14 protein-coding genes and 1 pseudogene are annotated in these 20,461 nt (G+C 70.4%); 12 read left to right on the forward strand and 3 right to left on the reverse strand.

Annotated elements, in window-relative coordinates; genetic code table 11:
- Nucleotides 1-107 precede the first annotated feature (107 nt).
- From typA to dapC, 4 genes are all read left to right on the forward strand, one after another.
- The gene (gene typA, locus CWS50_RS02050; RefSeq protein ID WP_127841459.1) at nucleotides 108-2,030 is read left to right on the forward strand and encodes a translational GTPase TypA; all 1,923 of its coding nucleotides are present in this window, start codon (nucleotides 108-110) and stop codon (nucleotides 2,028-2,030) included.
- Nucleotides 2,031-2,044: 14 nt separating this feature from the next.
- A complete protein-coding gene (locus tag CWS50_RS02055; protein ID WP_127841460.1) occupies nucleotides 2,045-4,651 on the forward strand; it encodes a VanW family protein in 2,607 nt (868 codons plus the stop codon).
- Nucleotides 4,652-5,187: 536 nt separating this feature from the next.
- A complete protein-coding gene (gene fdxA, locus CWS50_RS02060; RefSeq protein WP_127841461.1) occupies nucleotides 5,188-5,541 on the forward strand; it encodes a ferredoxin in 354 nt (117 codons plus the stop codon).
- 71 nt (nucleotides 5,542-5,612) lie between these two features.
- Nucleotides 5,613-6,818, forward strand: coding sequence for a succinyldiaminopimelate transaminase (gene dapC, locus CWS50_RS02065; protein ID WP_127841462.1), 1,206 nt, complete (start codon nucleotides 5,613-5,615; stop codon nucleotides 6,816-6,818).
- A gap of 382 nt (nucleotides 6,819-7,200) precedes the next feature.
- Here the strand turns inward: dapC and CWS50_RS02070 are convergent, their stop codons facing one another.
- A complete protein-coding gene (locus CWS50_RS02070; protein WP_341472742.1) occupies nucleotides 7,201-8,850 on the reverse strand; it encodes an ATP-binding protein in 1,650 nt (549 codons plus the stop codon).
- Nucleotides 8,851-9,265: 415 nt separating this feature from the next.
- Between CWS50_RS02070 and CWS50_RS02075 the strand changes: the two genes are divergently transcribed.
- Nucleotides 9,266-10,717, forward strand: a complete 1,452-nt coding sequence (locus CWS50_RS02075; RefSeq protein WP_127841464.1) for a citrate synthase — start codon at nucleotides 9,266-9,268, stop codon at nucleotides 10,715-10,717.
- An 85-nt stretch (nucleotides 10,718-10,802) separates the two neighbouring features.
- Nucleotides 10,803-11,696 (forward strand): class I SAM-dependent methyltransferase, encoded by an 894-nt coding sequence (locus CWS50_RS02080; RefSeq protein WP_127841465.1) that lies wholly within the window; start codon nucleotides 10,803-10,805, stop codon nucleotides 11,694-11,696.
- A 94-nt stretch (nucleotides 11,697-11,790) separates the two neighbouring features.
- Here CWS50_RS02080 and dapD read toward each other — a convergent pair whose 3' ends face one another.
- The gene (gene dapD, locus CWS50_RS02085) at nucleotides 11,791-12,762 is read right to left on the reverse strand and encodes a 2,3,4,5-tetrahydropyridine-2,6-dicarboxylate N-succinyltransferase (protein WP_127841466.1); all 972 of its coding nucleotides are present in this window, start codon (nucleotides 12,760-12,762) and stop codon (nucleotides 11,791-11,793) included.
- 226 nt (nucleotides 12,763-12,988) lie between these two features.
- Between dapD and CWS50_RS02090 the strand changes: the two genes are divergently transcribed.
- A complete protein-coding gene (locus CWS50_RS02090; protein ID WP_127841467.1) occupies nucleotides 12,989-13,666 on the forward strand; it encodes a histidine phosphatase family protein in 678 nt (225 codons plus the stop codon).
- Nucleotides 13,663-14,382 carry a hypothetical protein gene (locus CWS50_RS02095; RefSeq protein WP_127841468.1) on the forward strand — a complete coding sequence of 240 codons (720 nt, stop codon included), beginning with the start codon at nucleotides 13,663-13,665 and terminating at the stop codon, nucleotides 14,380-14,382. The genes CWS50_RS02090 and CWS50_RS02095 overlap by 4 nt, the downstream gene beginning before the upstream one ends.
- Nucleotides 14,383-14,665: 283 nt before the next feature.
- Here CWS50_RS02095 and CWS50_RS13360 read toward each other — a convergent pair.
- Nucleotides 14,666-15,008: pseudogene (locus CWS50_RS13360) on the reverse strand (PLD nuclease N-terminal domain-containing protein); the annotation flags it as partial.
- Between the two features lie 281 nt (nucleotides 15,009-15,289).
- Here CWS50_RS13360 and CWS50_RS02105 point away from each other — a divergent pair.
- The 4 genes from CWS50_RS02105 to CWS50_RS02120 all read left to right on the forward strand — a co-directional run bounded on the left by CWS50_RS02105 (nucleotide 15,290) and on the right by CWS50_RS02120 (nucleotide 20,219).
- Nucleotides 15,290-16,084 (forward strand): GAD-like domain-containing protein, encoded by a 795-nt coding sequence (locus CWS50_RS02105; protein WP_164860050.1) that lies wholly within the window; start codon nucleotides 15,290-15,292, stop codon nucleotides 16,082-16,084.
- Nucleotides 16,084-17,301 carry a polymorphic toxin type 15 domain-containing protein gene (locus CWS50_RS13770; RefSeq protein WP_127841471.1) on the forward strand — a complete coding sequence of 406 codons (1,218 nt, stop codon included), beginning with the start codon at nucleotides 16,084-16,086 and terminating at the stop codon, nucleotides 17,299-17,301. Before CWS50_RS02105 ends, CWS50_RS13770 begins: the two co-directional genes overlap by 1 nt.
- 188 nt (nucleotides 17,302-17,489) lie before the next feature.
- Complete coding sequence (locus tag CWS50_RS02115; RefSeq protein WP_127841472.1) at nucleotides 17,490-18,671, forward strand: Fic family protein; 1,182 nt, start codon at nucleotides 17,490-17,492, stop codon at nucleotides 18,669-18,671.
- 138 nt (nucleotides 18,672-18,809) lie between these two features.
- Entirely contained in the window at nucleotides 18,810-20,219 is a 1,410-nt protein-coding gene (locus CWS50_RS02120; RefSeq protein ID WP_243118415.1) for an AMP-binding protein, read from the forward strand.
- Nucleotides 20,220-20,461 lie beyond the last annotated feature (242 nt).

Raw genomic sequence — 20,461 nt, forward strand, 5'->3', positions numbered from 1 at the left:
GCAGACGATGGCGCCTTCCCCTAGCCTTGCCTTGACTCACCCCTCGTGGTCCGGCTCCTCCCTGGCTCCGGGCTCGGGGGCTCCCTCAGGTAAGGAAGAGCCCATTCATGAGTGTCCGTCAGGACCTGCGTAACGTCGCGATCGTCGCCCACGTCGACCACGGCAAGACCACCCTCGTTGACGCGATGCTCTGGGAGGCTGGCGCCTTCGGGGTGCGAGCCACTCAGGAGGCGACGGGGGAGCGGGTCATGGACTCCGGCGAGCTCGAGCGTGAGAAGGGCATCACGATCCTGGCCAAGAACACTGCCGTCCACTACTCGGGGCCTGCTGCGGTGCAGGCGGGCCTGGAGCAGGGCGTGACCATCAACGTCGTGGACACCCCCGGGCACGCGGACTTCGGCGGCGAGGTGGAGCGGGGCCTGTCCATGGTGGACGGCGTGCTGCTCCTCGTGGACGCCTCCGAGGGGCCCCTGCCTCAGACGCGCTTTGTGCTGCGCAAAGCCCTGGCGGCGAGCCTGCCGGTGATTCTCGTGGTCAACAAGGTGGACCGTCCTGACGCCCGCGCCCAGGAGGTGGTCGCCGAGTCCACCGACCTGCTCCTGTCGCTGGCCTCCGACCTGGCCGACGAGCAGCCCGACATCGACCTGGACGCGGTCCTCGACGTCCCGGTCCTCTACGCCTCCGCCAGGCAGCGCCGGGCGGGCACCGAGCCTCCCGAGGACGGCGGGCTGCCCGCCAGCACGGACCTGGAGCCGTTGTTCCGCACCATTATCGAGCGCATCCCCGGCCCCACCTACGATGAGGACGCCCCTTTCCAGGCCCACGTCACCAACCTGGACGCCTCCCCGTTCCTGGGACGACTGGCGCTGGTGCGTATCAGGAACGGGGCACTCCGCAAGGGCCAGACGGTCGGCTGGGCGCGCTACGACGGGACGACCACCCCGGCGCGCGTCTCCGAGCTGCTGGTGACCCAGGGGCTGGACCGCCTCCCCGCGCAGGAGGCTCGTGCGGGGGACATCGTGGCCGTGGCCGGGATCGAGGACATCACCATCGGGGAGTCCCTCGTGGACCCTGAGGACCCGCGCCCCCTGCCGCTCATCACCGTGGACGAGCCCGCGATCTCCGTGACCATCGGTATCAACACCTCCCCGCTGGCGGGACGCTCCAAGGGGGCCAAGGTCACCGCCCGCCAGGTCAAGGACCGTCTGGACCGTGAGCTGGTGGGCAACGTCTCCCTGCGGGTGCTGCCCACGGACCGTCCCGACGCGTGGGAGGTCCAGGGGCGCGGAGAGCTGGCCCTGGCGGTCCTGGTGGAGCAGATGCGTCGGGAGGGCTTTGAGCTGACGGTTGGCAAGCCGCAGGTGGTGACTCGTGCTGTTGACGGCAGGACGCACGAGCCGGTGGAGCGCATGACGATTGATGTCCCCGAGGACTACCTGGGGGCCGTCACCCAGCTGATGGCGGCTCGCAGGGGTCGCATGGAGACCATGACCAATCACGGGACCGGCTGGGTCCGCATGGAGTTCGTGGTGCCTGCGCGTGGTCTCATCGGCTTCCGTGGCCAGTTCCTCACCGAGACGCGTGGTACGGGTATCGCCTCCTCCGTGGCTGAGGGCTATGAGCCCTGGGCCGGGCAGATCACCTCCCGCACCACAGGCTCCCTGGTGTCTGACCGGGCGGGGGCAGTGACCGCCTACGCCCTGATACGGCTGGCGGACCGGGGCACCTTCTTTGTCGAGCCTGGTCAGGAGACCTATGAGGGCCAGGTTGTGGGTGAGAGCCCGCGCGGTGAGGACATGGAGGTCAACGTGGTGCGGGAGAAGCAGCAGACCAACATGCGCTCCGCGACCGCGGAGTCCTTTGAGGGGCTCACGCCTCCGCGGCACCTGACCCTGGAGGAGGCCTTGGAGCTGGCTGCGCAGGACGAGTGCGTGGAGGTGACTCCGGATGCGGTCCGGATCCGTAAGGTGATCCTGGACTCCCGGGCGCGTGCCCGGGACAACGCCAGGCGCCGTCGCGCGCAGGCCTGAGAGGACTGGTGACAATGAGCCAGGACGCACCAGGCCGCGACGTGGTGACGAGTAGCCCTGCCGAGGAGGTCGCCTCCCCTGAGGAGGTGACCCCGGTCGGCACGGCGGAGGACGCCGCGCAGGACGACACCACAGAGGATGAGGAAGAGGCCGGGGAGGCCCCCGGGACCTCGCAGACGGTCCTGCCTCCCCCTGAGGCCCTGCCGGACCAGGGAGCGCAGGGCCGGGAGGCAGACAGCCAGGAGACCACTACCCCGGCGGAGACGACTACCCCGGCGGAGGCCGGGCCTTCCGCCGAGGCGCACGCGGTCGCGGGCGCCGCTCCTGCCCAGGAGGACGACGGATCGACTGACCAGGTGGCATGGATCCGGCACGCTGACTCCTCGTTGCCTCCCTCGATCGCTCCGGCGGGCAGGGGAGAACCTCCGGCCTCTGACCCGGCTGGGGCGGGCGCCCACAGCAGCGGGACTGTTGCTGAGGCTGGCTCCCCGGGCGAGCCTGCGGGGCAGCCCGAGTTCGGGAAGCCGGACGAGCCTGTCGACTCTCCAGTGCCGGAGGACCCCGCCGAGCCGATGGAGCCGGCAGAGCCGCCACAGCCTGCTGGGGAGGACGACTCGGCGCAGGCGGAGCCGGAGCAGTCCGAAGAGCTCGGCGATGCCGAGGTGCTCGGCGAGCCAGGAGCTGACGAGCACGTGCCTGCGGCCGGGCACCTGGTGGAGGCCGTGGCCGAGGGCGCAGAAGAGGACGGAGTAGGAGTAGAGGACTCAGAAGAGGACAAGCCAGAGGACGCCGCAGAGGGTGCGGAGGGCGCGGCCCGGCCCCAGGACGCGCAGGAGACTGACCCGCAGGAGGACACGGCCGTGCAGGAGGGCTTGGGTGGCCGGGAGGAGACGGCTGCGAGCTGGTACCGGCGTCGCCTGCCTGTGCTTGTCGTGGCCGCTGCTCTGGTGCTGCTGGCCTGGGGTGGCCTGTCATGGTGGACCACCCAGCATCTTCACGGCACCACGACTGTGGCGGGCGTGGACGTCTCCGGTCTCAGTGCCGAGGAGGCGCGGACCCGTGTGGCCTCTGTCCTTGGTGAGGAGTTGGCGCAGCCGGTCACTGTCACCGTCGGTGAGAAGGAGGACCAGCTGGTCCCTGCCGACTCGGGTGTCAGCGTGGACGCGCAGGCGTCCGTGGGGCAGGTCACCAGCATGACCCTCAACCCTGTCGCCCTGGCCGGTCGGCTCCGCGGGACGCAGGTTGACGCGGTGGTTGAGGTGGACCGCGACGTCCTCAACGGCGCCCTGGAGGACCGGGTGGACGCCCTGTCCAGCGGGACCGTGTCGGCCACGGTCTCCCTTGAGGGGACGCAGGTCGTGACCACCGGCTCCCAGACCGGGACCGGGCTGGACGTCGCGGCCTCCGTGGACGCCCTCGTCAAGGACTGGCCGCTGGGGGAGCCCAGCATCGCCCTGGCCGAGGGGACCGCTGTCCCGGCCATCACCGACGCCGAGGCGACGCAGTTCGTAGAGGGCACGCTGGAGCCTCTCCTGTCCTCTGAGGTCACCGTCACCGCCGAGGGCACGGAGGTGGAGGAGCAGGCGGTGTCCCCCACAGTAGCCATCAGCCCCGAGACCATCGCCGCCTACAGCACCATCAGCACCTCCGGGGGGAGGCTGAGCCTTGACCTGGACCCGGCAGGTGTGCGTGAGGCCGTCCTCTCCGGACTGGGGCCGGTGGAGACCCCAGCGGTTGACGCCGGCTGGGTCATCGACGGGACCGCAGAGGGTGCGCAGGACGCAGCTCCTCGGTACGTTTCCGCCTCCTCCGGTGTGGGGATCGACACGGAGACCCTCCTGGCTGACCTGGTCTCGGCAGGGACGTCGGACCCGGGTTCCGACTCCGGCTCCCGCACGGTGACGCTGCCCCTGACCGTCCTGGAGCCGGAGGTGACCCTGGCTGAGGAGGAGTGGGGCGTGGCTGAGCCCGTCGGCGAGTACTCCACCCCCTACAACGCCGCCGACGTCGCCCGCACGCAGAACCTTGAGACGGGGGCGGAGAAGGTCAACAGCACCTCGATACCCCCGGGCGGGACCTTCTCCCTGGAGGAGGCCCTGGGACCGGTGGACTACGAGCACGGGTTCACCGACGCGGGCGTCATCTCCAACGGGCAGCACACCGACTCCATGGGCGGCGGCCTCAGCCAGGTCGCCACGACGGTGTTCAACGCCGGCTTCGAGGCGGGGATGGACGACACCGAGCACACCGCCCACCAGTACTACTTCGACCGCTACCCGGCAGGTCGGGAGGCGACCCTGTGGACCGGTGTGCTGGACGTGAAGTTCACGAACTCCACCCCCTACGGTGTCATGGTCCAGGCCTGGCTGGACGGGGAGGAGATCCACGTGCGGCTGTGGTCCACCGTGTACTACGAGGTCTCCATCACCTCCTCGGAGCGCTACAACTACCGTCCGGTGACCACCGAGACACAGTCCGGGCCCGGGTGCCAGGCCTACAGCGGGGGCAACCCGGGTTTCGACATCACCGTCACCCGCCGACGGACCCATGACGGGCAGGCCCTGCCTGACGACGTGCTGACCACGAGCTACTACCCTGACAACAACGTGGTGTGTGGCTAGGTGCTTCCCGGCCGCCACCGCCTGCGCTACCTGTTCCCCTGGCAACAACGTCGTGTGCAGCGAGGTGTTCCCCCCACAGACCTCTGACCACCCAGAGAAGGACAAGGAGCGTGCCGTTCCTGGCTGGCACGGGTTGCGCCCTCACCGGCGTTCTCCGTATCGGCGTGATCTGCGTGAGTCCAGGTAGCACGGATCTTGCCAGGATAGTGAAGCCCGACGGCACGTCCCGTCCCGCCCCGAAGGACATGTGCTCCTCGCCGACCCAGGCACCGCTACCCGCCCAGGGCGGGACCTCGAAGGCAGGACCGGCCCCCACCTGTACCGCACCCGTGCCGTATCTGCGCGGCGCCTGTGCTGTAAAAGCCCCAGGAAAGTCCCAGAAAAGACTTCGGGGACGCTGGGCACGCGGTCCCAGTGCTCACGGCCACGTCCGCCTGCCTTGGGCTGGCCGGTGGTGGAGGAGGATACTGGTGCTGTACAGGCGTGCCGCTCCCTCCGGGCGGCACGCCCCGCCGAGGTGAGAGGATGCTGCTGCCATGACCTACGTCATCGCCCAGCCTTGTGTCGACGTCAAGGACCGTGCGTGCGTTGACGAGTGCCCCGTGGACTGTATCTACGAGGGTGAGCGCAGCCTCTACATCAATGCTGATGAGTGCGTGGACTGCGGCGCCTGTGAGCCAGTGTGCCCCGTGGAGGCCATCTTCTACGAGGACGACGTCCCCGAGGAGTGGGAGGACTACAGCAGGGCGAACATCGACTTCTTCGAGCTGCGGGGACTGGGCTCACCCGGTGGGGCGCAGGTCGTGGGTCCCCAGCCCTATGACGACCCTATGATCGCGGCCCTGCCGCCGCAGAACGAGGAGTGGAGCCAGGCCAACGGCTACGCCTGACCGGCGGGTAGGACCCAGGCCTGCGGCGAGGTGCTTGTGGCGTGCCCGGCCCCGTGAGCAGAATGCGGCCTATGAGTCCCGCTCCTGCTGGGCACCTGCCCCCTGCCCGCCTTCCCCGGCCCCTCGCGCTGCCCGACTTTCCCTGGGACAGCCTGCGCCCCTACAGGGCGCGTGCGGCCGAGCACCCAGACGGCGTCGTTGACCTGGCGGTGGGGACCCCCGTGGACCCGACTCCCGGGATCGCCCAGGCTGCTCTTGCCCAGGCCGCTGACGCGCCAGGCTACCCCACGGCAGTGGGCACCTCGCGCCTGCGGGAAGCCTTCATCGGCTGGATGGCCCGACGGCGTGCGGTTCCCGGGCTGACCAGCGAGGAGGTCCTGCCCACCATCGGCTCCAAGGAGTCCGTGGCGCTCTTGCCCCTCCAGCTGGGGGTGGGTCCGGGCGACCTCGTCCTCCACCCACGTGCCGCCTACCCCACCTATGACGTGGGAGCCCGCATCGCCGGAGCCGTCCCCGTACCTGTGGACACCGACGCCGACCCTGACTCGTGGGATGTTGACGACCAGGCGCGGGTGGCCATGGTGTGGCTCAACAGTCCTGGCAATCCTGACGGTCATGTCCTGGATGTGGAGCAGATGGCCCGAGTCGTGGCGTGGGCCAGGGCGCGGGGTGCTGTCGTCGCCTCCGACGAGTGCTACGCCGAGCTGGCCTGGGAGGAGCCCTGGGCCAGCAGCGCGGTTCCCAGTCTCCTGGACCCGCAGGCCGCCGGGCCTCAGGGGCGCAGCGGGCTGCTGGTCCTGTACTCGTTGTCCAAGCAGTCCAACCTGGCGGGCTACCGGGCGGCCTTCCTTGCCGGGGACCCGGCGCTCGTCTCCGCAGTCACCGAGGTCCGCAAGCACGCGGGCCTGCTGGTGCCCGCCCCTGTCCAGGCTGCGGCGGCGGCCGTCCTTGACGACGAGGCGCACGTGGAGGCCCAGAAGACGCTCTACCGGGCACGTCGGGAGACCCTGCTGGAGGCCGCTGCCGCAGTAGGGCTCGTCAACGACCCGCAGTCGGTGGCCGGGCTGTACCTGTGGCTGTCCGGGCCGCCGTCCATGAGTGCCTACGACATGGTGGGGGCCTTCGCCGAGCTGGGGATCGTCGTCGCCCCTGGCGACTTCTACGGGCAGGCTGGCGCCGGGCGTGTGCGCATGTCGCTGACCGACACCGACGAGAGGGTGGCTGCGGCCGCCGCCCGCCTGTGCACGCCCCAGGCCGCTGACCTCTTCCGTTCCTGACGGACAGGGCCGTGCAGCGCTGTCTCCTTCTCCTGCGGGTCCGGTGGAGAGGACGCCTTCGGTGCTGCCTTCCTTCTCCTGCGGTCGGCCTGACGAGGCTCCACCCTGTCGGACGGGCACCCGGGTGAGTTCTTTGGGGTGGGGGTAAAGAACTCAGGGTGGGGGTTGTTGGGGCGCGGTGCGGTGTCCCGGCGGTTGTGTTGTGGGTTCTTGCGGGTGCTTGTGGCGGTGGCTCTGGGGTTGTCGGGGGTTTTCTCTGGGGCGTGTGGGGTGGTGGGGCGAGTTGTTTGAGTTGTTGGGAGTTCTGCGGGGGTTGTTGTCGGGAGCTGTCGCTGAGGGCTGCCGCCGGGGTTGTCGCGCGGTGGGCGGGGCCGACGACAGGCTATCGCGCACGCCAGCGTACGGTCGGGCCTCGCTGAGGGCCGTCAGGATCCTTCTCGATCGCCCCCGTGACGCTCAGATGGCGGAGCATGTCTGTGACTGTCTTTGGCGCTGCACCGGTTGCTGCTGCGACGTGACGGTTGGTGACAGGTGCGTGCTTGACGGCGTCAAGGATCCAGCGCTCCACGTCCTGGTGCAGGGGGGCGACGACCTGCGCGCTGCCTAGCGCCTTTCTGCAACGGTCCGCGAGCACCCAGGTGGAGGAGCCGGGATTCTGCTCCAGCAGGCCGACGCTGACCAGCCAGTAGAGAATCTCCTGGCACTCGGCGGGTCCTGCCTGGAGCAGGTGGCCTGCGGTCGTGCTCGTAAGCATCGTCGCTCCAAAGAGGTGGTGGAGGACGAGAAGCGTGTTGACGTTGCGTACCACGCCCTCGGCGAAGAGCGGGGCGAGTACTGCCAGGGCGCGGACAAAGTGGGAGTCGGTCCCTGTTGCGGTGAAGGTGACGTCAACATGGAAGTCGTCAGTGTCAATGTCTGGTACCGGGCGGCCTGCGGTCAGCATCGAGACCCACATCCGGTCAAAGCCGCGTGACGTCTCCTCGACAAGGCCCAGCCGGTGCAGAGCCTGCATGAGAACGGGATTGCGCGGTGTTGACGGGGTGCGCAGCAGGCGGTCGGCGCGAACTCCCAGCGGCAGGCCGCCGGGGGAGTGCACACGTAGTGTCTGGGGCGACTGGTCGACGACGACGGCGGTTGTCAGTGACCAGTCCCTGTGGGCAAAGGCGTTGAGGACAACCTCGTCCACGGCGTCGAAGGGAAAGTCAGGCAGTGGGCGCTCCTGTCCTGTGGGCAGGTCGATCCGGTCGGCCTCAGGGTCGGAATGAGCCTTGATGCGGGCGAGCAGCGACTGGATTGCCAGAATGGCCGGCCCGGTCACCTCCTCCTGGGAGGGTTCTCCGCCAGGGAAGGGGCGGTAGACATGGCGGGCCAGGGGCAGGTTGAGGTTCCTGCGGCCGAAGAGGATCTCTGCGGCGCGCAGGAGACTACCCTCGGGGGTGAGCAGGCCGAGGAGGGTCAGCAGCTCGCGGTCGGAGCCGACGGAGCGGTCGGGGTGCTGCGCGGTGAACAGGACCCGCCCCCGCGTCAGGGCCTCCTGGTCAAGGTCTGGTACCGACTGCTGGGAGGGTAGGGCGGTGTGGTCCGGGTTGGCTCGGTGGAAGGCCAGCTGACGGCGACGGTCCTCCCCCAGGGGGAGGCAGGACGTCCCCTGGCGGATCGACGAGGCACCGTTTCTCCGGGCGTAGACCGACAGTCCCTGAGGGACGCGGATGATGACCAGTCGGGCTCCTGCGTAGACCTCTGCCCAGGTCTCGACAGTCAGGTTCGGCCGTGAGCGGGAGAAGATCTTCTGGGCGATGTCCGCAGGGTCGGCGTCGGTGCCTGTCAGGGCCTGCGGGCCGGGGACCTTGTCCGCCACGCCGAGGACGATGAAGGACTCGCCGTCAGCGTTGGCGAGGCAGATGGCAGTATCAAGCAGGACCTCGATGCGCTTGGCGTCGGGGTTGCCGAGGAACTGAGGGATGCGGGCGGGGTCCTCCTTGAGGTCCAGGTGCTGGCTCTCCTGGCTGTCCGCAGTGGCGCCGCCCCGGATGCGTCCAGGGCCCTGCGCACGATCTCCTGCATGGCCCTAACTGTAGAGTTCTTTGGGGTGGGGGTAAAGAACTCAGGGTGGGAGCTGTTGGGGCGCGGTGCGCTGTCCCGGCGGTTGTGTTGTGGGTTCTTGCGGGTGCTTGTGGCGGTGTCTCTGGGGTTGTCGGGTGTTTTCTCTGGGGCGTGTGGGGTGGTGGGGCGAGTTGTTTGAGTTGTTTGAGGTGTCGGGAACTCTGCGGGGTTGCTGACGGGGGACGGACACGGGAGCCGGAAGGTCCCAGGAGCCCGTAGAGTAGGACCAATGCCCCGGGCCTCCTGCCCGGGGGAGCACGACAACCGGCCTGCTTGCAGCGCATCGTGCAGCGCAGGCTGGCCCAGGCACACCGTCGGCCGGAGCCGATGACCGAGGAGGCACCATGACGAGCACGTCCCCCACTGCGCCCTCGCAGCCGGAAGGCCAGGCAGCCGCGTTGTCTGCCCGGGCTGGAGACCCTGCTGCCAGCGCTGCTGCGGCGTCGGGCCTGCTCACGGTTGGCGCCCAGGAGCTGGAGCTGCCCCGCGTGCCCGCCACGGAGGGCTCGGACGGGCTGAGCGTCTCTCGGCTCCTGGCCAGCACCGGGATGGTGACCTTGGACCCTGGCTTCACCAACACGGCGTCCTGCGCCTCGCAGATCACCTATATCGACGGGGCTGCCGGGATCCTGCGCTACCGTGGCTACCCGATCGAGGAGCTGGCCAAGTCCTCGACCTTCCTGGAGGTCGCCTACCTGCTCATCTACGGCGAGCTGCCTGACCGCGAGGCCTTCGAACGGATGGACCGCCGCATCAAGCGCCACCGCCTGCTGCACGAGGACTTCCGCAGCTTCTTCACCTCCTTCCCCTCCTCGGGGCACCCGATGGCTATCCTCCAGGCGGGTGTCTCAGGCCTGGCCACCTACTACGAGGACACCCTCAACCCGCACGTCCCCTACGAGCGCGAGCTGGCGACCGTCCTGCTGCTGGCCAAGGTACCCACCATGATCAGCTACATCGCGCGCCGTGCTGTCGGCCTGCCCCTGCTCTACCCGGACCCCCAGCGCGCCTACGTCGAGGACTTCCTCCGCCTGACCTTCGGCATGCCCTACCAGTCCTACGACATCGACCCGGTCGTGGTGCGCGCCCTGGACATGCTGCTCATCCTCCATGCCGACCACGAGCAGAACTGCTCCACGTCCACGGTGCGCTTGGTGGGCTCCTCCGACGCCAACATGTACGCCTCGGTGGCGGCAGGAGTCGGCGCCCTGTCCGGCCCGCTCCACGGGGGCGCCAACGAGGCGGTGCTGCGCATGCTGGACACGATCCAGTCCTCAGGCATGTCCACCTCGGAGTTTGTCCGCAAGGTCAAGGACAGGGAGGACGGCGTGCGACTCATGGGTTTCGGCCACCGGGTCTACAAGAACTACGACCCACGAGCGGCCATCGTCAAGGAGACCGCGCACGACGTCTTGACCCGGCTGGGCAGCAGCGACGGGGACCGGAAGCTGGAGATCGCCATGGAGCTGGAGGAGGTCGCCTTGCGCGACGACTACTTCGTCTCCCGCAGGCTCTACCCCAACGTGGACTTCTACACAGGGCTCATCTACCAGGCCATGGGCTTCCCTACCAAGATGTTCACCCCGTTGTTCGCCCTGGGGCGGCTGCCTGGCTGGATCGCCCAGTACCGCGAGATGATCGCCGACCCGACCAAGCGTATCGGTCGCCCCCGCCAGGTCTACGACGGCTACACCGAGCGCCACTACGTGGCCATGCACCGCCGTCGCCACGCGCACGGTGACTACCCGGCCACCCGTGCGGGCGAGGCGACCCTGGACCGGGTTCCCCGGGTCTGAGGGCGTCCCTCCCGCTCAGGGCGGCGGGGTCCAGAAAGGTTGGCAGGGCCTGGGACAGCCGGTTGTCTGAGGTTAGACTATCCACATGACTCAGCAGCGCCCTGCCCCCGAGACCCCCGGAGACGAGACTCCTGGACGCCCGACCGCCAGCCCGGCTCCTGCTGGTCCCGCCGCTGCGCGGGGCGGCGAGCCTGCCCTGCCCTACGCCGACCGTCCGGTGTCCGCCGCTCCCGGTCACTGGGTGCTTGCCCGTGCTGGCAAGCGTGTCCTGCGCCCCGGCGGTGCCGCGTTGTCGGCAGCCATGCTGGACCACGCTGGCCTCAGAGGCGCCGACGTCGTCGAGCTCGCACCCGGACTGGGACGCACCGCCGCCGAGGTCATCAAGGCTGGCCCCGCCTCCTACACCGCCATCGACCGTGACCCTGACGCCGCGCGGCGGGTGGCCGCCGTGGTCGGGGACCGTGGCAGCGTCCGCCAGGGGGAGGCGGCCCGGACCGGGCTTGCTGACGCCAGTGCGGACGTCGTCGTCGGTGAGGCCATGCTCACCATGCAGGGGGACAAGGGCAAGGCAGAGATCGTGGCCGAGGCGGCCCGGGTGCTGCGCCCCGGAGGCCGCTACGCCATCCACGAGCTGGGTGTCACCCCTGACGACATTGACGAGGCCTACTACACCCGGCTGCGCCAGGACCTGGCCCGCGCCATCCACGTCAACGCCCGTCCCATGACTGCTGCCGCCTGGAAGCGGCTGCTGGAGGAGGCGGGCCTGGAGGTGGACTGGGTGGGCACGGCGCCGATGGCGCTGCTCAGGATGAGTCGCAACGTCCGTGACGAGGGCCTGGGAGGGGTCCTGCGGATCCTGCGCAACGTGGCGCGGGACAGGCCGCTGCGCCAGAGGATCCTGGAGATGCGTCGCACCTTCAGGCGCTACGAGAAGGACATGGTGGGCATCGCCGTCGTCGCCCACAAGCCACAGGCCTGAGCGGGCAGCAGCCTCCCGGTGGGGCGTCGGTGCCTCGTTCCCGGGCCGTGCCCGGGGCTGGTGGGCGGGTCGCCCCGGGCACGGTGCGTCCAGCCTACCGGCCGGTGCTGAACTCGATGCCCTTGCCGCCGCGCGCCAACGCCTCTACGGCTCCGGACTGGGAATTGCGCCGGAACAGGACGTTGGAGGCGCCAGCGAGCTCGCGAGCGGCAACGACACGGGGCTCCTTGAACAGGCCGTGCTGGCCGGGGACCACCCCGCCCTGCGGCATGAGGGAGACCTTGGTGCCGGCAGTGAGGTAGAGGCCGGCCTCGACCACGCAGTCGTCACCCAGCGGGATACCGAGCCCGGAGTTGGCGCCCAGGAGGCAGCGCTCCCCCAGGGAGACCTGCTGGCTGCCCCCGCTGGACAGCACCCCCATCGTCGAGGCGCCGCCACCGATGTCCGACCCGTCACCGATGACGACCCCCTGGGAGATGCGCCCCTCCACCATGGAGCGCCCCAGCGTTCCCGCGTTGTAGTTGACGAAGCCCGCGTGCATGACCGTCGTCCCCTCAGCGAGGTAGGCGCCCAGGCGCACGTTCGCCGCGTTACCGATACGCACGCCCGAGGGCAGGACGTAGTCTGTCATCCGGGGGAACTTGTCTACCGACAGCACCTGGACGGGGCGGCCCAGGGCGGACAGGAGACGGGTGCGGGTCTCCTCGAAGTCCTCTGCGGAGCAGGGGCCGGCGGAGGTCCACACCACGTGGGGGAGGCTGGAGAAGACGCCGTCAAGGTTGACGGTGTTGGGCTGGCACAGCCTGTGGGACAGGACGTGCAGCCGCAGGTAGGCCCCCGCCACCGTCAGCGGGGCGTCATCCAGGTCGGCCCAGGTGCGCACCACAGTCGTGTGCACGCCCCGGGCCTCGTCACGACGCTCCATGGCGGTCAGGGTGGCCAGGAGGTCGGCGTGGCCGTCCTCAGGCTCGGTGCCCAGGACCGGGCGCGGGTACCACACGTCGAGAGTGTTGCCGTCGTCGGTCACGGTTGCCAGACCGAGACCCCATGCACTGCGAGTCGTCATGGTGCCCACGATACGGGACCCGGGTTCCTGGCGCTGGGACTGGCCCGCCATCCGGGCAGCCTGGTGGACGGGCGGCCTGTGCCGCTGGTGGCCGGGCTGCTGGCTGGAACACACCCTTGTGGGCGGGCCGCCGGACGTGCCGGTCGTGGAGAGGGTCTGTCGACTGGGTGCGCCGGTCGTGTCGGAGCTGGGCGGCGTGGTGGGCTCGTCGTGAGAGGATGGGGCCATGGTGCAAACCACGATCCACCTGATGCGCCACGGTGAGGTCCACAACCCCGAGGGCGTCCTCTACGGGCGCCTGCCCGGCTACCACCTCTCCGCCCTCGGTCAGCAGATGGCCCGTCAGGTTGCCGACGTCCTGTCCTCCTCGGACCACGACATCACCCATGTCATCACCTCGCCCCTGGAGCGTGCCCAGGAGACCGGTGCCCCCACCGCCCAGGCCTTCGGGCTCACGGCAGGTACCGACCCGCGGCTGATCGAGGCGGGCAACCAGTTTGAGGGCCTGGCCGTCAGCCGCAGCCGCTGGGTGCTGGCCCAGCCGGGGCTGTGGCGCTCCTACGTCAACCCGTGGCGCCCCTCCTGGGGGGAGCCCTACGTCGAGATCGTGGGGCGCATGCGCGCGGCGGTCGCCTCCGCGCTGGCGGCCGCCCGGGGGCACGAGGCCCTGCTGGTCTCCCACCAGCTGCCCGTGTGGTCCCTGCGGCTCTTCCTGGAGAGGCGTCCCCTGGCCCACGACCCCCGACGGCGGCAGTGCTCCCTGGCCTCGGTGACCTCCCTGACCTTTGAGGACTCGACCCTGGTGGGACTGGCCTACTGGGAGCCTGCGGGTGACCTGCTGCGCCAGGCACGGGACATGGCGCCGGGCACCTCGGCCGCCCAGGTGCCTCGGGGGCGGGTGTGACCCAGCAGCCTCCGTCCGGGAGGGGCTCACGGCCGCTGCCGAGGCGGCAGTGGACCGGGCAGGACTTTGTCTGGTGGAACACCGCCGCCGTGCTCACGGCTGTGCGCCGGGGCAGGCGGCCCAACCCGGTCTCCCCGGTCATCGACCCGGTGAGGCGCGTCCTCGCGCCCGACGAGGTCATGCTCGCCAGCTGCGACGCCAGGCTGCTCATGTGGCGGCGTGGTGACGCCACCTACGCCCCCTCGCGCGGCTTCTTCCTGGCGGGCGGGCCGGTGGGGCTGGCACTGAGCGCCGCGTTCCTCGGCGGCCAGGCCTACCTCAACCGGCGCCGTCGTCAGGCTGCCCAGGCTGATGCCGTGGAGAGGTGGAGGCACGTGGCCGACGCACGGCTGAGCGTGTCCACCCACGGCATCTACCTGGCGACGGGGGAGGGGGTCATGCCGGTCCCCTTCGCCGAGGTCCAGGAGGTCAGGCTCACCACCACCGGCGAGGTGGTCATGGCTGCGGCCAACGCCCACGGGTCGGCCCGCTGGATGCTGCGGGCGCAGTGGGCCGAGCTGGTCCTGGTGCTCTGGGCGACGCGCTACATGCCTGCCCACCCCCAGCTGGTGGACCGCAGCTGGCTGCCCGCAGACTGGCTGGTCCACGCCGCCGCCCACGGCTACGACGTCGACACCACCCCCTGGCCGGGCGGCGCTCCTGCGGTGCTGCCGTGAGCGCCACGAGCGCCAGAGCGTCAACGGCACTACAGTACTTGCGGGACTTACGGCTCGCGGGGGGCGCTCCCGGTGTCGGGGTCGTCTGACGGTCCCGACACACCGTCTGGGTCTGAGGGTGACGGGTCCGATGAGTCCTGACCCTTCTTCTGGGCCTTCTCCTGGCCCTTCCCGTCAGCCGCGCCGCCGGTGCCCGCCTGGTCTGAGGCGCTCTGGGTGTCCCGAGTGCTCTGAGTGTCCGATGGCTCCCGGGCGTTCCGACCCTGCGCGGTGGTGTCCGGGGTGTCGGGGTGGTGCCGACGGCGACGCAGGTCCTGCTCCAGGTCACGCAGGAAGTCGGTGTCGTCGTCCGGGGCCAGGGGGCGTGGGCGCTCCGGGCGGCGGAAGGACGTCCCCTCTTTGGAGGACCAGACTGTCGGCTCCACGTACCCGCCGCGCCGCTCGGCAGCGCTGACCCTGCTGACGATGATCCAGGCGATGGCACCGACCGTGGGAACAAGGATGATGAGGGCCACCCACATGAACTTGGGCATGCGCGCGGGCATGTTCTCATCAGGGGTACGGGCGCAGTCCAGCAGGGCGTACAGCTGGAGGGCGAACGCCAGGACGAAGAGGGCAGCGCGCATGACTCCAGCCTAGCCCAGCTGGCGGGCTTGTTCTGGCGGCTGCGTGAGGCACTCCTGGTGGCCTGCGGTTAACCGGTTCCATGTCTGAGGCCTCATCGCCAGAGCCCCGCTGCTCGTTCCCAAGTCGGGACGGTGCGGAGCTCCTCGGTGCCACTCCCGCAGGCGCGGGGGCAGGGGTCACGGGGGTCGTGTCCCTGGGGGCGCCCCTGTCTGGGGGTGCCTGGGTGGGGTTTTGGGTCTGGGGGTTGTCACGGTGGTGTGGCAGGGGTTACGGTCTGGTTATGCGGATGAGCAAGGAGGAGTGGTACCAGGCGTGGCTGCACGCCACGCCGGAGTGGGTGGACGCGAACATGGACGGCATGCTGGCGTACCAGGGGTGGTCGCCGATGGGTGTGGGTGCCCCGGCCACGGACGAGCACGTGGGCTACTTTGGTGGGGTGCTGCCCGCGTCGGTGCTGCACCTGTGGGAGCGGTTCGGGTTCGACGGGTTCGGGCAGGGGCGGTGGTGGTTCACTGACCCCTACCGGTGGGTGCCGGTGGTGGAGGCCTGGCTGGAGGGGACCCCTGTGCCGTTCCCCAGCCAGCGGTGGTGGTGCCTGGCCCGTTCCGCGATGGGGACCATGAGGCTGTGGGGGGAGGTCTCCGGCCCCGCCCTGGACGTCACCCCCGCCCTGGGAACCGTCTACCCCGACGCGGTCAGTGCCTCCAGGATGTCGGAGGCGGTGATGCGCGAGCGCATGGGGTGCACCACCCTGGCCTCCCCCCGCAGGGACACGATCGATGACGACGACACCGGGGTGCTGGTGGCTGACTGGGCGATAGAGCACCTCGGAGTGCTGGGGGCGGGGCAGGTCTACGGGCTGACCCCGGCCTACTGCTTCACGGGCCGGGTCAGCCTGGACCAGGTGGGCATCGAGGACGCCACCGCGCACCTCACCTTCCTGGCCCAGGCCCAGGAGCACACCCTGTGGGAGGACTTCTCCGCCGCCGCCGCGCAGGTCGCCGCCACCATCGCCGCAGGCGACCCGGGCACCGGCAGCGACGGGACAGGCGGCGGCCCGGGGGCGGGGTCCTGATGGCCGGGCGCTGGCGGGACCGGCTGCGCAGGCGCGGGCGCCCCGCAGGTCCCACCGCTCCCGCCTCCGCTGCTGGGCCCGCGGGCAGCAGCAGCGGCGGTGTGCCCGGTGGTGGGCCGGTCCCCGGCCACAGCGGCGGGGGCGGCGATGGCGCTGCCCTGGTGGCCTCTGACATGTTCACCCCCGGCAGGGCGGGCGGGCAGGAGGTCCTGGTGTGGGAGGGGTCGGTGGCTGCCCCGGCGAGCCCGCTGGCGTGGCACTCGGCCACCCCGGTGGAGGTGTTCTTCCACACCGGCCACCACGCCTCCACCCGGGTCCTGGCCCCCGAGTTCACCCGCCAGCTCGACCGCCAGCCCAACCCCAGCAGCACTGCGAGGGACCGCAAGAAGTTCATGGACAAGGTCGTGGATGACCTGACTCGTGTGCACCAGCTCTCCTGGGAGGACGCGCGGGCCAGGGCGGCTGAGGTGGACCGGGCGCTGGTGGTGCTCCACGAGTCCGACCAGGTCACCTACGGCCCCTCCCAGCCCGCCACCACCACCGAGGGGTGGCCCTCCCTGGGCCACGGGGCGGTCAGCTCCTCTCTCGGCCCCCAGAACAAGCCTGTGGCCACCGTCCTGGAGCAGGCCGCCCTGGCCGTCCCAGCCGACCAGAGGGCGTACGTGCGCCTCCTCCTGCGCGCGGTGCTCACCGCCTCCCCGGCCCTGGCCCAGGACCTGCGCCACGGCCAGGTGGTGCTGGAGCCCCGCACCCGGGAGCAGATGAGTGCGACCAGCCCCCGGGGGCCACCATGGACCCCCACCCACGTCGCCGCCACCCTCGCCACCGACCGTGCCCCCTGGGACCCACCACCCGCCCAGGCCCAGCCCGCCACCCCGGCCCGGAGCAAGGAGGCCCCCGCCGGGGCCGACCTCTCCCGCACCGCCCGCCTGCGCGAGCGAACCGCCCGCCTGCGCCAGGCCTCCTTCCCCCACCCACCCACCACCGCCGCACGCACACCACCAGCACAGCCCCAGGCAGGCCAGCCACCCCAGACGGGCGCCACCCCGGCCAGGCCGGACCAGCCACCCCGGCCCCTGACCCGCGAGGAGGTCCTGGCCAGGATCACCACCCAAGCCACCCAGACGGCCCCCCACCCCACGCCAGACCCCCACCAGAAACCGGAAGCACAACCGAGGCCTGAGCCGCTAAGACCCGACCCCGACCTCACCCGATGAACTCACCAGTACGTAACACCGAGCCGGGGGCTTAGCACCTGACACGGCGCCTGTGCCTGAGCCGCTTCTGGCCAGTCGCCCAGCTGTGGCTGACTGACAGTAGGCGGAGACGGGTGCTCGGTCGGAGCTGGACTGGCGCTCACGGGTGGACAGTCTCATGGACAAAAAAGGGGGTTATAATCGTGGTCATGGCGGGAGAGAGGCAGTACACCAAGACTCATCCATGGATTACCTTCACCTTTCGAGCGGACAGGCTTCGGCCCGAGACGTGGGTGCTGCTGGGTGAGGCGGCTTCGAAGTGTGAGCACCTGGCAGGCTCGGCACTGCCCCCAGAAGTCGCTCGGGAGCTGAGTCTCCTGAGCCTGGAGCGCGGCGCCCACGGGACCACCAGCATTGAGGGCAATACTCTGACTGAGAAGGAGGTGCGGGCGATCATTGATGGTGCTGATGACACGCCGCCGTCGCGGGCCTACCAGCGCCAGGAGATCGAGAACCTGATCTCCCTGTTCAATGACATTGCTGAGGAGTGTGTGAGCGGCACACCCCAGCCGCTGAGCCCGGAGCGGCTCAAGGAGCAGCACGCGCGTCTCATGGTCGGTCAGCCGCAGAAGGAGGACCTGGAGCCTGGCCGCTTCCGTACCCACAGTGTCGTGGTGGGTCGGTACCGCGGGGCGCCGTCGGAGGACTGCGACTACCTGGTGGACAGACTGTGTGAGTGGATGAACCGTGAGCTTGACAGCCTGGGGGCAGTCGGCCACTCCATGCGTCAACCCCAGGCGGTTGTCCTTGCTGTCCTGGCGCACCTGTACATGACGTGGATCCACCCTTTCAGCGACGGTAACGGGAGGATTGCTCGTCTTCTGGAGTTTGAGCTGCTGCTGCGTACAGGGGTGCCTGTTCCTGCGGCGCACCTGCTGTCAAACCACTACAACAGGACCCGAGACATGTACTACGCGGTCCTGGAGCGCACCAGCCGTGCTAAAGGCTACCCGGTGGAGGAGTTCGTGCACTACGCCGTCCAGGGGCTTGTTGACGGGCTGCGCGAGCAGATCAGGACGGTTCAGTCGTCCCAACTGACGATTATGTGGCAGTCCTACGTCCACGAGCGCTTCCACGGTCAGCACACGGTTGCCAGGACGCGGATGCGTGACCTGGTCCTGGCTCTTCCGCCGGACCGGTGGACGCCGGTGGGAGAAGTAGCCGTGCTCACCCCTGAGCTCGCCCAGGCGTACGGGGGTAAGACCCCCAAGACTATCACCCGGGACGTCAACACCCTGGTGATGATGGGGCTGGTGGACAAGCAGGCCCGTCGAGGCCTGCGCCCGCGCACCGAGCTGATGGCAGCCTTTATCCCCCCACGGGCCGCGTAGCCGACGGCAGGGAGGGTATCTGACGGTCGGCAGGCTGGTCCGGGTGGCCGGTCTGGGCTGTTGCTGCTCGTTCTGGTCTGGCCGCTGTCCCGTGTCCCGCTGCGGCCCACCTGGACGGCACAGTGGGAGACTTGCCGGGTGCACGACCCCTCCAGCTCCCTCCCCGTCCGCCTGGTTACCGGGGGTACCAGGGCACAGGACGTCATGAGGCTGCGTGCCCTCCTGGCTGAGCGCCTGGTGGCCCGGGGGCTGGTAGAGCCCGGGGAGGCCCGCCCGCAGACGAGCCGCCTGCCGGTGCTGGTGCCGGTCGGGCCGCAGGAGGACCCGGTGGAGGCTGAGGCCGACATGTGCCGCCGCCTGCGCGGGGTCCCGCCCGGGACCGACCTGGTCCTGCGCACCTCCGGCTCCTCCACCGGTACCGGCCGCCTCGTGGCCGTCAGCGCCCGCTCCCTGGTGGCCTCGGCCCGGGCCACGCACGCCCGTCTGGGGGCAGCGGGCAGGTGGGTGCTGGCGCTGCCCGCCCACCACGTAGCGGGCCTGCAGGTCCTGGTCCGCTCCGTGCTGGCCGGGACAGCCCCCCTCGTGGTTGACACCTCCACAGGATTCCGCGTCCCGGCCCTGGCAGGTGCCCTGCACCGGGCGCTGAGGGGGCGCGACCCGGTGTACCTCTCCCTGGTGCCCACCCAGCTGGTGCGTGCCCTCCAGGACGAGGAGACCACCAGGCTGCTGAGCAGGACAAAGGCGGTCCTCCTGGGCGGAGCCGCCACATCCCCCACGCTCCTGTCCCGGGCACGGGCGGCTGGCACCCCCCTGGTCACGACCTACGGGGCCAGCGAGACAGCAGGCGGGTGCGTCTACGACGGCCTCCCCCTGGACGGCGTCGAGGTGGCGCTCGACGCCGAGGACCGGATCCTCCTGCGCGGTCCCGTCCTGGCCAGCGGCTACGTCGGGGATGGGAGCAGGGCCGGTGCCTGTGACATCCAGCAGGGAGCCCGGTACCACGGTGCCCCCCTGGCGGGCGGTACCGGGCAGGGTGCCGCTCGCCAGGAGGACAGCACGCCCCTGTGGCGGCCGGGGACCAGGCTGCCGGTGGCGCTCCGTCCGGGCTTCCATCTTCTGCCTACTGCGCTGCCCGGCGAGTTGCCCGACGAGGGCGGGACAGGGACGGTACGGGTCCTGGCGACCTCGGACCGGGGGCGGCTGGAGGACGGCCGCCTGGTGGTGCTGGGCCGGGCGGACGGTCTCATCAACACCGGCGGGGTCAAGGTGGACCCCCGGGAGGTGGAGGATGTCCTGACAGGTATCGAGGAGGTCGCCGAGGCCTGCGTGGTCGGCGTCCCGGACCAGGAGTGGGGCACAGTGGTGGCGGCAGCGGTGGTCCTCCAGCCGGGGGCGGTCCTGGATGGGGGCGCAGTGCGCCGTTGTGCCCGGGAGCGGCTGGGGGGGACCCACGCCCCCAAGCGTGTCGAGGTCCTCGACTCCCTGCCCCTGCGGGGTCCGGGCAAGGTGGACCGTCGGGCGGTACAGGTGCTCCTGTCCCGCTCCTGAGGGCGCCCGCTGGTTCCCTGCGCTCCTGTGCCTGGACCACAGCGGCTCCTACGTCCGGCCCCAACGGCGTCGTGCGGGGCGGGTGCTCCCGCGTGAGACCACAGGGTGGGGTGCCCGGTGGTGGGCCTGCCCGCCAGCGACGCCAGTGTCGGCACTGGTGCCACCGGTGCTGCCACCGGTGCTAAGGTCGCTGTGCCAGGGCAGCAGGGCGCCAGGACAGCAGGGGTGCGAGGTGGGGAGAA

The sequence above is a fragment of the Actinomyces wuliandei genome (genome assembly GCF_004010955.1).
Classification (GTDB): domain Bacteria; phylum Actinomycetota; class Actinomycetes; order Actinomycetales; family Actinomycetaceae; genus Actinomyces; species Actinomyces wuliandei.